Origin of the sequence: Methylobacterium sp. J-067, assembly GCF_022829465.1 — a bacterium.
In the GTDB taxonomy this organism is placed as follows: Bacteria; Pseudomonadota; Alphaproteobacteria; order Rhizobiales; family Beijerinckiaceae; genus Methylobacterium; species Methylobacterium litchii.
Genome location: NZ_JAKSXZ010000143.1, coordinates 1 through 13,647, shown reverse-complemented (window position 1 = coordinate 13,647; position 13,647 = coordinate 1). Strand labels below are relative to the sequence as shown.

11 protein-coding genes and 3 pseudogenes are annotated in these 13,647 nt (G+C 62.9%); 8 read left to right on the top strand and 6 right to left on the bottom strand.

Annotated elements, in window-relative coordinates; translation table 11 throughout:
* Positions 1-173 precede the first annotated feature (173 nt).
* The 4 genes from MKK52_RS22190 (at position 174) to MKK52_RS22175 (ending at position 4,177) form a co-directional block, all read left to right on the top strand.
* Positions 174-1,691 carry an FAD-dependent monooxygenase gene (locus tag MKK52_RS22190; RefSeq protein ID WP_243957820.1) on the top strand — a complete coding sequence of 506 codons (1,518 nt, stop codon included), beginning with the start codon at positions 174-176 and terminating at the stop codon, positions 1,689-1,691.
* Between the two features lie 114 nt (positions 1,692-1,805).
* Positions 1,806-2,120: a hypothetical protein gene (locus MKK52_RS22185; RefSeq protein WP_243957818.1), complete on the top strand. Its 315-nt coding sequence runs from the start codon at positions 1,806-1,808 to the stop codon at positions 2,118-2,120.
* Positions 2,117-3,355, top strand: a complete 1,239-nt coding sequence (locus tag MKK52_RS22180; RefSeq protein WP_243957816.1) for a hydantoinase/carbamoylase family amidase — start codon at positions 2,117-2,119, stop codon at positions 3,353-3,355. Before MKK52_RS22185 ends, MKK52_RS22180 begins: the two co-directional genes overlap by 4 nt.
* 588 nt (positions 3,356-3,943) lie before the next feature.
* On the top strand, positions 3,944-4,177 hold the full coding sequence (locus tag MKK52_RS22175) for a hypothetical protein (RefSeq protein WP_243957814.1): 234 nt from the start codon (positions 3,944-3,946) through the stop codon (positions 4,175-4,177).
* A gap of 442 nt (positions 4,178-4,619) precedes the next feature.
* Here the strand turns inward: MKK52_RS22175 and MKK52_RS22170 are convergent, their stop codons facing one another.
* Positions 4,620-5,114 carry a cupin domain-containing protein gene (locus MKK52_RS22170; protein WP_243957812.1) on the bottom strand — a complete coding sequence of 165 codons (495 nt, stop codon included), beginning with the start codon at positions 5,112-5,114 and terminating at the stop codon, positions 4,620-4,622.
* 271 nt (positions 5,115-5,385) lie between these two features.
* Between MKK52_RS22170 and MKK52_RS22165 the strand changes: the two genes are divergently transcribed.
* On the top strand, positions 5,386-5,712 hold the full coding sequence (locus MKK52_RS22165; RefSeq protein WP_243957810.1) for a hypothetical protein: 327 nt from the start codon (positions 5,386-5,388) through the stop codon (positions 5,710-5,712).
* A gap of 3 nt (positions 5,713-5,715) precedes the next feature.
* Here the strand turns inward: MKK52_RS22165 and MKK52_RS22160 are convergent, their stop codons facing one another.
* Complete coding sequence (locus MKK52_RS22160) at positions 5,716-6,165, bottom strand: hypothetical protein (RefSeq protein ID WP_243957808.1); 450 nt, start codon at positions 6,163-6,165, stop codon at positions 5,716-5,718.
* Between the two features lie 346 nt (positions 6,166-6,511).
* Positions 6,512-7,692, bottom strand: a pseudogene (locus tag MKK52_RS22155) (IS3 family transposase).
* A gap of 709 nt (positions 7,693-8,401) precedes the next feature.
* Between MKK52_RS22155 and MKK52_RS22150 the strand changes: the two are divergent.
* The gene (locus MKK52_RS22150; protein WP_243957806.1) at positions 8,402-8,638 is read left to right on the top strand and encodes a PsiF family protein; all 237 of its coding nucleotides are present in this window, start codon (positions 8,402-8,404) and stop codon (positions 8,636-8,638) included.
* A gap of 234 nt (positions 8,639-8,872) precedes the next feature.
* On the opposite strand, the gene MKK52_RS22145 is transcribed toward MKK52_RS22150, so the two are convergent.
* Both MKK52_RS22145 and MKK52_RS22140 read right to left on the bottom strand, forming a co-directional pair.
* Positions 8,873-9,907, bottom strand: a complete 1,035-nt coding sequence (locus MKK52_RS22145; RefSeq protein ID WP_243957804.1) for an HD-GYP domain-containing protein — start codon at positions 9,905-9,907, stop codon at positions 8,873-8,875.
* A 132-nt stretch (positions 9,908-10,039) separates the two neighbouring features.
* The gene (locus MKK52_RS22140; protein ID WP_243957802.1) at positions 10,040-11,518 is read right to left on the bottom strand and encodes a PAS domain S-box protein; all 1,479 of its coding nucleotides are present in this window, start codon (positions 11,516-11,518) and stop codon (positions 10,040-10,042) included.
* Positions 11,519-11,787: 269 nt separating this feature from the next.
* On the opposite strand from MKK52_RS22140, the gene MKK52_RS22135 reads away from it, so the two are divergent.
* A complete protein-coding gene (locus MKK52_RS22135) occupies positions 11,788-12,792 on the top strand; it encodes a helix-turn-helix transcriptional regulator (RefSeq protein WP_243957800.1) in 1,005 nt (334 codons plus the stop codon).
* Between the two features lie 429 nt (positions 12,793-13,221).
* Here MKK52_RS22135 and MKK52_RS22130 read toward each other — a convergent pair.
* A pseudogene (locus tag MKK52_RS22130) lies at positions 13,222-13,377 on the bottom strand (integrase core domain-containing protein); the annotation flags it as partial.
* Positions 13,378-13,507: 130 nt separating this feature from the next.
* Between MKK52_RS22130 and MKK52_RS22125 the strand changes: the two are divergent.
* Positions 13,508-13,639 (top strand): annotated as a pseudogene (locus tag MKK52_RS22125) (Rid family hydrolase); the annotation flags it as partial.
* Between the last annotated feature and the right edge of the window lie 8 nt (positions 13,640-13,647).

The window sequence follows — 13,647 nt, the reverse complement described above, 5'->3', positions numbered from 1 at the left end:
CAGACTTGGTTTGGTAAGCCCAAGTCCTTCCGGTAACGGAAGCTCTGGTCTTTGGCCCCGTGCCGCAGATCCCCGCGACGAACGAAGGACGCTCTTGCGCGTCCGGCCGTTCGTCCGCGCGGATCTCGGGCTCGGGAAACGCTCCGGTCGAACAACGACCCTGGAGCCCAGCTATGTCCGCTTCCCCCACGCTCTACGACACGATCATCGCCGGCGCAGGTCCCGTGGGCCTGGTCCTCGCCTGCGAGTTGTCCTTGGCCAGCTGCTCGGTGCTGGTTCTCGAACGGGCGCGGGATCCGTCCTCGCCGTTGAAGCACGCCCCGTTCGGGTTACGCGGCCTCTCCGTCCCGACCATCGAGAGTTTTGATCGCCGCGGCCTGCTGGACCCGATCGCGGCCCAGGCGGCCGGCCCCGGCACGCCCGGAACGGCGCACTTCATGGCGCAAGCCCGCCGTCCGGGTGGTCATTTCGCCGGCATCCCCTTCTTCCACGACCGGATCGACACCACGCGATGGCCCTATCGCCTGCCCGGCCCGGTGAGCAGCATCGCCGCCGAGTTGGCGCGCATCGAAGCCGTCCTGGCCACGCGGGCGGAGGCGTCGGGCATCACGATCCTGCGGGGCGAGGGTGTCGAAGGCTTCAGAGAGACCGATGAGTCCGTGGTCGTCCAGGCCGGCGGCCGATCGTTCCGGGGACTTTGGCTCGTCGGCTGCGATGGCGCCCGCAGTGCGGTGCGCAAGGCCGCCGGCCTCGGCTTCACCGGCACCGAACCGGAGTTCACCGGCTACTCCGTTCAGGCAGAGCTGGCCAACGCGGACGCTCTTAAGCCCGGCCGCCACTACACCGCCCAGGGCATGTATCTGTTCACGCCGCCCGGCACGCTCGCGATGGCTGATTTCGACGGGGGCGCCTTCCATCGCGCCGCGCCGATCACCCGCGAACACGTCGAGGGGGTTCTGCGCAGAATCTCGGGCGCCGACGTCACGGTGACCGACCTCCACCTTGCCACCACTTGGACCGACCGCGCCCATCAGGCGAGCGCGTATCGCCACGGCCGTGTGCTGCTCGCCGGCGATGCGGCGCATATCCATTCTCCGCTCGGCGGTCAGGGTCTCAACCTCGGGATCGGCGACGCGATGAACCTCGGCTGGAAGCTTGCGGCCACGATCCGCGGTGATGCGCCGGCCGGTCTCCTCGACAGCTACGAGCGCGAGCGGCACCCGGTTGGAGCGCGAGTCCTCGACTGGTCCCGGGCGCAAGTTGCGCTGATGCGGCCGAGCCCGAGTTCGCGCGCACTCGAGGCCATCGTGCGCGACCTCATCGAGACGCCGGACGGGGCCACCTATTTCGCCGAGCGCGTCTGTGGCGTCTCGCTCCGCTACGATCTTGGCGAGGATCACCCGCTGATCGGGCGCAGCGTTCCCGACTTCGCGCTGAGTGACGGGCAGCGGGTCGGCACCCTGATGCGCAACGGCAAGGGGTTGCTCCTGGACTTCACGTCGAGCCCGTCGCTTCGAGCCCTCGCACAAAGATGGCCCGCCCGGATCGGTTATGGCGCAGGGACCGCGCAGGATGGGATGGGCCTGCAAGCCGTGCTGCTGCGGCCCGACGGGATCGCCGCCTGGGCCAGCGACACCGTTCCCGACGAGGCGGCCCTCGGCCGAGCCGCGACGCGATGGTTCGGCGATTGATGGGCGGCCCCCGAACGGCCCCGCCCGCTCCTAGCTGCGAAGAATTGATACGCACGGGTCGCATTTCCGGACAGGTCAGCGGTCAGCCTCGTCTTGATCCGAGATGAGGCTGCCATGGCTGACGCTTGCCCCGTGCTGTCCCCCGAGCAGATGCGCGACGAAGTCCTCTCCGCCGGCCTCGATCCCGCGCCTCCGCCCAAGGCGGACTTCGTTTCCGTGGTCCATCAGCGGACGGACCTGACGCTCTGTGGCGCCACGGTCGGCACGTTCGAGGGCGGGGATGCCAGGAAGGCGATCGGGCTCATTCGGAACCAGCAGATGATCGCGCACCGATACCGGGGTGCCGACATCGCGGTTACGCCGAAGGCGCAGGAAGAACTTCCCGGCTGCTCGGCCGGTGCCACCCCTCCCGTCGATGGACAGCCATGAGCGCCACCGCGACCATCATCGAGCGCATCGAACGCCTCGCTCGGATCAGCGCGTATCCGTGGAACCTGACCCGGCGGGTCTTCAGCCCGGAACAAACGGAGGCCGAAGGGCTCGTTCGCGGTTGGATGGAGGAAGCAGGCCTGACGACCCGGCGCGATCCCATCGGCAACCTCATCGGCCGGGTCGAGGGATCGGTTCCGGGTGGTCCGGCCGTCGTCATCGGCGGGCACATCGATACGCGAAAGGATGCCAGCCGCTACGACGGCACGCTCGGCCTCCTGACGGGCATCGCTGCCGTCGGGGACGTGATCCGCGGGGGCGCACCCTGGCGACACGCGATCGAGGTCGTCGCGCTCGTCACGGATGCGGCGGGGCGGTTCGGCTTGCCACGGCCCGGGAGCAGGGCCGTCGTCGGACGGCTCGACCGGGACGCCCTGGACTTGGACGACGATTACGGCGTCACCCTGCACGAAGCCCTGCAATCGCAGGGGCTCGACCCCAAGATGCTGCCGGGCGCGAGGCGGTCCGCCGACGCGATCGTCGCCTATCTCGAAATCGCGGCCGAAGCCGGTCCGGTGCTGGACTGGGCGGGATCGCCGGTCGGGATCGTTCCCGCCCTGTCGGCGTCGTCGATCCTGCGCGTCGCGCTGACAGGACAAGCCGTCGGGGCCGCGACGGTGCCGACGTCGGGCCGGCGCGACGCCCTTTCGGGCATGGCGGAATGCATCCTCGACGCCGAGCGGATCGGATCCGCGCGGAAAGGTGTCACGGTCACGGTCATGCGCGTCGACGTCGAATCCATGTCGACTTTCACGGTCACCGGTCGCGCAACCTTCGGGGTGTGCATCCTGTCCTGTGACGATGCCGAGCGCAACGCGGCCGTGACCGATCTCGTCGCGGCGTTCGAAGGGATCGCGGCGCGTCGCCGGCTGGAGATCGGCATCGACATGGGCATCGACCCCGACGCCACCCGCTGCGAGCCCGGGATCGTGCGCCTGTTCGAGCGCGCCGTGGAAGCCGCCGGACATCCCCCTGTAAGGCTGGCGCAGGGTGTCGCCACCGACGCCGCGAACATGGCCCTGCTGGGACCGGTCGGCTTGGCGCTCATCCGATGCCGTGGCGGCGTAGGGTGGGGGGCGGCGGGCGTCGTCGAAACGGCCGATATTCAAGTTGGCCTGAACGTTCTGACTTCTGTACTAGCAACATTGACCAGTGGAACGAGCGCGCCGCCATGAGGAGTCTGTGCTCGCCGTATCCGTAGACGAGCCCGGGGGGAGGACGTCATAAGCTTGACAATGCGCCTGCACGCGGGCAGGCGCCGTCATCTTTGTTGGTGATGGCGTGGTCCGGGTGCGCTGGATCTCCTGTAGGGTATCGACGAAGCGCAAGTTCTATGCTTGGCGCTCGATTTCGCCCATGTCCGCTTTGAGAATGTCGCTGGAAACCGCCGAATGACCGGGATGGGCGCATAGCAGAACGTCTGGTTTCGAAGGGTGCGTTGCAGCTGAATAAGATTTACCGCCGACGGTGGCGTGACAAGTAGCACCCGGATCTAAAAAATTATTTAGCTAGCTCAATGACATAGGTATTCGCATTTTTGTTTGGACTAGCGCGCCAGCGGTATCAATCACTTAGCTGAAAATCGCGATCCGTCTCACACAGGCGTCTGACATAGCCGATGATCGGCGTGGCTTAAACGGTTGGCCCACGCAAGCGCATGACGCCTCCTGCAGGAGCGCAGGGCGCCGGAGAGTCGAACCGACAAGCTCATTCGGCGTTGCCGCGCTGATGCCACCTAGCGCGGCCTCCATTCCGAGAACCCAATGACGTACACCCTTCAACGGCTCGCCCCGGGCAGCTTCGATCTACTTCTCGAAGGCGAGGTCGTCGGCAGCCTCGTTCGCGAGGTGTCCAAGGACGGCTACGAGGGCGACTGGGTGGTCGAGACGCTGACCGAGAATCCGCCCTACCCCTTCCCGTTCACAGCCGAGACGCACAAATTCGGGACGCTGAAAGCTGCAGCGGATTGGCTTGAGGCCGAGGTTCCTGACCTCTGATCCGGGCTGCGTCGGGTGAGAGGGCGAGGTAGCGTTTACTCGGCCTCTCGCCGCCAGCAGTTCACCCATCTGTGTTGTGTACCGCAGTGCGGGCATCTCGAACTTTGTGGTCCAGTCCCGCCCGCGCCCGCACCACCGCGCGTTGCAAGCGTCCATCACCGCCATCAATAGCGCGACGCGATGCTGATAGAGCAGGTGCAAGCAACTTGTGGAGCAGCACCAAAAGCTCTGTCGTTCAGTCCTACTTTACAGGGAGATCACCGGCTCAATGCTCGGTCCGGTACGCCGCGATCATCTCCGGCGCGACGTCTTTCGCGTAGCAGAGAGGTGCATAGCCACCCGGTCGGACGTAGGCGGCGCGCTTCCCGCATGATCAGCCTTTGCGGACGCGGTGCCCCCCATGGCGGGCACCTTGGATAAGGCGTTCAGTACGCGGCTAGATTTATCGAGCCGACTTGCTTGGGTCGTCGGCGGGGTTGATGTAGTTCAACCCGAAGGGCCCGGAGCCGTTCACCTGAAGCTCCACAGACTGCTCGGTGGTCCAGAGCGAATGCGGCATGTCCTTAGGCAGGAACACGAAGCCCCCCGCACGCAACTCCTTGCCTTTCGCGTTGTCGATGGTCGTGCCGTGCTCGTGATAGATCGAGCCCGAGAGGATCGTCAGCGTCTCGGCCTCGGAATGGGTGTGAGGCGCGATCACCGTGTTGGCGGGAAACTTCACCCGCAGGACAAAGGGGCCGGGCTTGCTCGGATCGCCCGAGACCATGCTGATTTGCGTGCCCTTCGGCAGGTTCGGCGGTCCCGGCTGGTAGGTCGCGCTCGCCGCATCCGGCAGGGTGATCGCGCCGCGCGTTCCATGGTCCTGCGCGAGGCCCACGCCCGTACTGGCGATCAGGGCCGTGAGACCGGTGGCGATGGTCCGAAGGCGTTTGGTCATGGATCGTCCTCCCCGCCCGTTCGCGGCGGGCTCGATAACCACTTAGCGCACAATCGAGTCTTGGCTAATCAGGCGGTGTCGAGGACCATCGTCTCGCACCACGCGGTTCGCTCTGAGGTTGCGTTAGTTGGGCCGCTAGTCAATTAGGGCGTGAAGTATTTCCCCCGAAGCAATCCTATTTTTGCAGGTCACTCAGCTCGCTATGCGATATTTGATTGCACAGTTGCGAGCAGCACACAGCTAAGCTCGGCTTGAGGCGGTATCGTCGGGCATGGACAACGTGATTCGCCCGACTTTCCGCCGCTTAGAGGCCGAAGCGCCTCCCGAGACCGTGGACGCCTTCAGCCCGCTTCGGGTCTACGGGACCGCTGTCGGCCACTTCGTGGCGCTGATCCGCGCCGAAGATGAAAAGGTCGGCATGACGCTGCAGCTGATCGTCGGGGGTGAGGGCGGCGAGAACGCCGAGTCCGTGGCCATCTTTCCCGACTCCGCCGAGGGTGAAGCGGATGCGGAGTCGACCGGATTTGCGATCCTGCGGTCGCTTACGATCGTGAAAGAGGCGATGGTCGTCGGGGCGGCAGAGGCGTCCTTTGACTGAGGCTTAGGAGCCCGGACGCTCTCGGCGCCGCACGATCCGCGCCCGCTGCCGGATTGTCGTTTCGGTGTCCGGCCACAGCCTGCAGACCACCTCGAATGCCGCCTCTGCCATGTCGAGCCGGTACAGTTCGGCGAGGTGAAGTTCGATCCCGCCGCCCTCGATGTTCCACGTCTCGACGGTGTAGGGCATGCCGCCTGGGGTCGGCAGGCTCGTCGTCGGATGCGTGGGCATCGTGATCTTGGCTTGGCAGACGGCGATGTACTTGCGCAGCTTCGGCGCGCCGGGCGCCTGCTGGTGCCGGCACGAAGCGCTCAGGATCCGCAGGAGGTCCAGCACCTCGACTTCCAGCCCGAACCGGACGTGCAGGTTACGCACGTCGTAGCAGCCGAGCCGCCGGCAGGTCAGGCATTCGACCCGCACCTGTCCCCGAGCGTAGTCGCCGAGCCGGTCCACCGTGAGCCCTCCGCTTTGGAACAGAGGCAGAACAACCAGGCTGGCGGTCGAGGCTCAACCCCCTTGGGAATAGCCTATGGAGATCGCGGTGGAGCGGTGTGGATGGCGCCGGAAAAGCCGAACGCCTATGCGCAGTTGGCGGGACCGGACCGTTCGGCCCCGCCCCGATCCGATCACGAGGCGGGGGAGCATCCTATTTCACCAGCGGGGGCTAGGGTGTGAACCGAACCAAGGCATTGCGGTGTTTGGTAGTTTGTGATTCCAGGCGGCCGTTTGCGGCCTGGAGGTGACGATGGCGAACCTGTTCTGGCTTGATCTGCGCCCACGAGGTGGTCCAAGAGCAAAGTTATTGTGCGGTGGGCCGCTCCACCATGGGTAGCTTGGTCGGCGCAGCCGGTCGGACGAGCGCAGCCGGCCAAGCGGTGAAGGCTGGCACGAACACCTCCGGGGCTGGCGGGCGGTATCCAAGTGACCCATGGGGGCGAACGGTGTTGTAGTGCCGTCTCCAGCTCTCAATCACGATCTGTGCCTCCTTGAGGGTTCAGAAGATCTCACCATTCAGGAGTTCGTCCCGCAGGCGAGCGTTGAAGCTCTCGACATAGCCGTTCTCCCACGGTGAACCGGGGGTGATGTAGGCCGTCTTGGCACCGACCCCGGTGATCCAAGCCTGCACCGACTTGGCGATGAACTCCGGACCATTGTCCGAACGAATGTGCCCCGGCACCTCACGCAGGATGAACAGATCAGAGAGCACATCGATCACGTCGATCGCCTTCAGCCTGCGAGCGACGCGGATGGCCAGGCATTCGTGCGTGAACTCGTCGACGACGTTGAGCATCCGGAACTTGCGTCCGTCATGCGTGCGGGCCTCGACGAAGTCATACGACCAGACGTGGTTGCGGCACTCCGGGCGAAGACGGTAGCAGGAGCCGTCGTTGTCCCAGATGCGCCCTCGCTTGGGCTGCTTGACCGGGACCTTCAGGCCCTCACGCCGCCAGATCCGTTCGACGCGCTTGTTGTTGACGAGCCACCCGGCCGCCTTCAGCAGCGCGCTGATCTTGCGGTAGCCATAGCGTCCATACTGTTCGGCCAACGCCACGAGGTCGGCCGTCAGTGCTTCTTCGTCATCACGGCCCCGCGGGACCTTGCGCTGTGTCGAGCGATGCTGACCGAGGGCCCGACAGGCGCGACGCTCGGAGACGTGAAGGACGTCGATGATGAGCTCGACACAGGCGCGTCGGCGCGCGGGGCTCAGAAGTTTCCCCGGGACGCCTCCTGCAGGATCAGCTTATCGAGCGTGAGGTCGGCGATCGCCTTGCGCAGCCGCTGGTTCTCAGTCTCCAGATCCTTCATCCGGCGCACCTGATCGCTCTTCAGGCCACCGAACTCACGCCGCCACCGGTAGTACGTCACTGAACTCACGCCGATCGCGCGGATCGCGTCGGAGACGCTCTGACCCTGCGAGATCAGCACATCCGCCTGTCGTAGCTTGGCGACGATCTCCTCGGGCTTCGGATGCTTGGCCATGTCGTCCGTCCTCCAGGCTCAAAAGCCATACGAAAGGGCGGACCACTTCAATGGGGGCGGATCATCAAACCTGAGATTTTAGAAGCATTCTGCTCTTATCTGAAAAGCGAAACGCTGTATTACTATTACGATGGAACTTCCGCGCGTGGGAGGTTCAATGAGGCATCATGGCGACATGAGTATAAGATCAAAGAAAAGAAGTGGAAGACGATTTTAGCTGACGGTTCGAATAGTCTTTCAATCAAGCGCAATCCTGTTCTTCGAGCTCAAGAGAATGACGAAATATGTCTCAGTGGTTTTGGTCCCAAGAGCCCAAAATTTGATTTCGCAGGAATTTTTATAAGTTTTAACAAAGATTAGCTATCCATGATAGCAGAGGCGTCTTGACCGTCTGCGCAGAGTCGTGAGCAGGCAGGGCGGCAACGTCCGCTTCTATGTCTGCCGGCTCGAAAGCGGACCGGCGGAAATCCATCCGACCTTGCCTCGCGGCCGCCATAGGCGGTTTTCCAAAGCAGCCGCTCGCCGCCCCATCGGCAGCATCAACCCAGGAACATTAAACCCTATCCGAGCGCCGTACCGGTCGGGCGCGCGGACGATCATGCCGTCACGACCTCGCGAGGATCTGTGCAGACAAGGGAACGCATCTCTACCCGCCGGGCCTACTTGCCTTGGTTAGGGTGGCCCTGGCCGCGCACAGTATGGAGAAGCAATGATGCCTAAGTTTCTGCCTGCAGCCCTTGCGCTGGCATTGCTCGCTGGTCCGGCCCTCGCCCAGGGCACCACGAGCCAAACAGTCCCGGCCGCTTCCTCCGCCACCTCTGCGAAGGCCCCCAAGGCTGACCGCACGGCCAAGTCCAAAGAGTGTTCGGCCGAGGCAGATCAGAAGGGCCTCCACGGCAAAGCGCGGAAGCATTTCCGCAGCGCATGCAAGGCCGGTAAAGCGTAGCGACACGAAGGCTCGTCCTTTCACAAGGACGGGCCGATTAGAACCATGCAGACGAGTGGTACGGCGAGTAAAGCGGACGGCTTCCTTCCGGCCCATACTAGCCGTCAGGATCTCCGCTCATGACTTCCGAAAGTGGCAACTCGACAAAAAACCCTATAGCTCCGGTCCGACACCGGCCTGCCGCTACACGTGCGGCAGTTCAGACCGGATGCGCCTCTTGCTTGCTCGCCCCGTTCACGCAATCGCCGTCGCCAAAGGCTTGAAGACACGGACAAGATCCATATCCAGGCGGCCTGTCATGCGCTCTAGGATGCCGTAGGCCTTCTCGGCCGGCATCGGATCTTTATAAACGCGGCGCTCAATTAAGGCCCCGAAAATATCGCAGATCGTCGTAAGCCTCACGAGATCCGGAATTTCGTCTTCCTTTAGGCCATCGGGATAACCGGAACCATCCAATAGCTCGTGATGGGAGCGAACGACCGCGAGCGTTTCCTGCGGAAAGTCGTCATACTTCAGCATGTCATAGCCCTTTATGGCGTGAGTGCGCATGACGGTCATTTCCGCTGGCGTGAGGAAGCTCGGTTTGTTGAGAACCGAAAGCGGAATCTGGGTCTTGCCTACATCATGCAGCAAAGCCGCCTTAGTCAGTCGATAGCTTTCCAGCGTGCCGAAACCCAGATTCGTGGCGAAGGCAGCCGCCAATCCCGCTACCAGCAGGCAATGCTGATGGGTGGCATTGTCGAAACGTTGGACCGCGAAGACCCAATGCCGAATGCCGCTCTCCCTGACGGCTCGCGCGATGAGATCGGATCCCGTTGTCGCAACAGCGGGCGTGATCGTGTCACCCGAAAAGAAGGCTTCGACGAGAAATTGGCGCGCCTCGGCCGCGAGCCGGCGGGCCTGTATCCTCGGCGACGCTCCCTCCTGATGGTAGATTTGAACGGCACGTTCCCACCCTTGGTTCGGAGGCACAGTGCCTGAAAACGTCTCGCTGGCACCGATGACCCGCGCGAGTGCTTCGGCGCGGGCGGTATTGGCAAGGGTGATGAGCAGCAACGGTACCTCGGGGCCACGTACCTCGCTCAAGGTAGAGCGCAGGCGAGACACGGCCGCCGAGTCGAGGTGTGCGACATCGACCAGGATCGTTCGCGGCTTGAAAAACAAATGGATGTCTTCGTAGAAATCCCACAGCTGCATCTGCTCAACAGCATCGAGATCCTGTATCAAACGATTTGTCCGGGCAAGATCGTCAGTCATTACCAGAAGCATGACAGGTCCACTGAACGATGTTCGGGCTAAGTATTTCTAGGAAAAAGGTGCTTCGATTGAATATTCGATGAATTGGAGCGACTATCGCCCCCGCGTACTTGTTCGGGGCGATACCGTCGCCTTCAACCGGGATCATCGCACCGCGCGGGCGACATCACGCACCTGGCGCGTGGCGGCATCGACCGTCTCGCTCGTGCGCGCGATGGTGTTCATCCCGGTCGCAATCGCAGCCACGCCCTGAGCGGCCATCTGCATGCTCCCCGATATTTCCCGGGTCACGGCGGACTGCTCTTCCACAGCGGCCGCGATCGCCGCCGAGACATGGTCCAGCGACTGTATCGTCGCCTGGATCGAACTTATGGCATCGACGGCCTCGCGCGTGGCCCCCTGAGTCGCCACAATCTGCTCACGAATCTGGCTGGTCGCGCGGGCCGTCTGCTCGGCGAGGGCTTTGACCTCCGAGGCGACGACTGCGAAGCCCTTTCCGGCAGCGCCGGCGCGGGCCGCCTCAATGGTCGCATTGAGCGCGAGGAGGTTGGTCTGTGCGGCGATGCCCTGAATCATCGTCACCACTTCGCCGATTTGGGCAGCCTGTCCGCTCAGGCCTTGGACGATTCCTCCCGTGCGCTGGGCCTCGGTCACGGCTTCACCGGCCATACGCGCCGCGTGAGTGACCTGCTGGCTGATTTCACCGACGGACGCGGACAGCTCCTCCGCTCCGGATGCGACGGACTGGATTTCTTGCGAGACCTTGCGGGCGGTGTCGACTGCGGCTGCGGTCTGCTGCGTGACATCCTCGACCGCAGCCCCGATCGCATCGAGATCCGTCCCGATCACTCTCTGCGCGTCGACACGCCGCTGTTGTTCCCGAACCTGCGCCGTGATGTCGGTGGCGAACTTCACGACCTTGAGCACACGGCCGTCCACGTCGAGGATCGGGTTGTAGGACCCCTGGATCCAGACATCGCGACCGCCCTTGGCGACGCGGCGGAACGCATCGGACACGAATTCTCCGCGCCCAAGCCTTTCCCAAAAGTCGGCATAGGCCTCGTCGGCCTGCTCGGCCGCATCTACGAATAGGCGGTGATGCTTGCCCTGTACCTCCGCCAGCCGATAACCCATCAAATCCAGAAAACTGTCATTCGCATCGAGGATGGTCCCGGACAGGTCGAACGAGATCACCGCCTGCGAGCGATGGAGCGCCGTCACCTGACCGTCCAAATCCAGGGCCTGTTGCTTCAGGGCCGTGATATCGGTCGCGACCTGGACGACCCTCTCCAAACGACCGGAGCGATGGGCGACCGGAACGTAGGTCGCCTGGATCCAAACCTCGCGACCGCCTTTGGCGACACGCTTGAATTCGCCGCTGCACGGTCTCCCCGACCGCAACGTATCCCACAGGCGCTGATCAGCTGCTTCGCCGACAGGGGTCCTCGGGCACAGGACGCCGTGAGGGCATCCATCCAGTTCGCCGGCGACATAGCCGAGGAGCGCAAGGAAGGGACCGTTGGCCGTCAGGAACAGTCCATCCACGCCGAACTCAGCAAGGGCCTGCGCATCAGCGAGTGTCTCTAGGTAGCGGAAGTCGCGCCCAAAGCGAAGGTTGAACATGGAAGCGCCTCTATATCGGTGAAGAGCGAAAACTGTTTTTCAGCTTCTTGGAATCTCTTGTAGCGAACTTGTCGCTTATATATTGATAAAATTTAGTTAAATTATAATATTCGCAATAATTACAGCGCATGCGCAATTATTACATAATCGGCATGAACCCCATATCGCCCCGCGAAAATTTGATTCTGAGGTCTCTTATCCGCTAAGCTCAGGTTAACTCAGTGCGATCCGGCGCGCTCCGGTTTCTCCTTATAGTTCGACATTTAACAATGCCCCTTGATCAGCTGCATGTAAGTCAAAATATCTGGCGTCCACAGCCACGCCTTTCTATCGCCATTTCTCCACGCGGCCAGATCAATAATTTCAATGATACAGGTGGAATTGCGGTATACATCGACACCGATCGGTCAATCGAGCCGGATATCGAGATTTCGGGTAGTCAAAACGCTGCCTTGAGCTTCTGGGAGACGTCATCGGCGAGCGGTTTTGTCAGCAAGCCGAAATTCGCCGCAGGCCTCCTGACACTTCGGTTCGTCATGTCTGGCCGTATCGTCTATCGCCTTCGGCATGGCGAAGTGATCGCGACCCCGTCTATTGCCGCCCTGACGGGGTTCGAAGACCTATCCGAGGTTCGCGCCTCGTGTGAGATCAGGACTGTCAGTGCCACCCTCGGCATCGACGCACTCGCGGCCGCGCAGGCCGCTCTGACCGGGCAAGACCAACACAGTTTGCCCGCCCTCCAGCCAATCGCCGATATGGGCGCGCCCGGGATGGGGGCTCTCTTCGGCACGATTCGGCTGGTTCAAAGGCGCCTGCCGAATCCCGAAGGGCACGCCGACCTGATGCTGCCCCTGCTGCAGGAAATTGTCAGCTATCAGTTGCTATCCGCCTGGCCGAAGCAGGTCGCCGCGACCGTGTCGACGCCGCATGATTTGCACTCCCGGCATCTTCGGTTCGCTATCGACTACATCGTGGCAAACCTATCGACATCCCTGACCCTCGCTGACATTGCGGCGGCAGCCGGAACCAGTGTTCGCTCGCTTCAAAGCAAGTTCAAGCAAGAGCTGGGCCGCACACCCATTCAGTTTATCATCGAGCGTCGTCTATCACGGGCGCACGACGATTTGATCTCGAGTGCGAAGGCGGATTGGTCGATCGCCGACATCGCGCGGCAACACGGTTTCGTGCATCTTAGCGACTTCTCGCAGCGTTACCGCCGCGAGTATGGCAATTCGCCCACCGAAACGCGCCGCCAAGCTGCCCTTTCGAGGTGAATGACCCGGCACCCTCATCGGTATCCCCGACCCTGAAAATGCGATTGCGACGTCAACTCCAACGCATGGCTGCTCAACGGCATACCAAGAATAAGCCATCCTGAGCGGTCGTCCCGCTACTGACCCAACCCGGCCGTGTGAGCAGCCCTCAGCCATTTCTAAAAGCAGCCATTAGGTGGCCGGCTACCCCTGATTAATGTCTCGGACGGCGGCCAGCTTGATGCTCGAACAGGGAGCTTCGAATGTGCCCTTCTCTGCAACTATCGAGTTATCCACTCCGGTGCGCTGAGGTCCATTCCCGGGCCAATCCCCGGAGATAATGCTCTTTCGGAAGGACAAGGCCTGTCTGGCCTGCCCCCTGGAAAGTGGTCCTCCCTGAGTTATGGCTTTGAGCCATGTTTGGAGTTGACCCCGTTTGTGGTGGACGGCCTATGCAAGTTCTCGGGCTGTGACAGCTTGGTTGGCGAAGGCTCGGGGCGTCAAGCCGCCCAAGGCCGTATGAGGTCGGTCTTCGTTAGAGTGGCACCTCCAGTCCTCGATGCGCTCACGGGCATCGGTCAGCGACAGGAACCACGAGGCGTTCAGACCGGGTGAAGGCATCGAGCACCTGCGGGTCGGTATAGTCCGACCAATTGTAGATGTTGACGACCTTCTCGTGCGCCGGACGCGCGGCGCCGGCGAACAGGGCGGTGCCGAGCGACGCCGCGAGGCAGGCGCCGAGATGAACGCCGCCTGGGACGCCTGGGTGTCGAAGGAGAACCCACCGACCCGCGCCACCGTCGAGGCGAAGCTCGCCGCGCCGGAATACCTCGTCGAGATCGTCGTCGTCGCCGCGCGGGCGGCCTGAACGTGGCG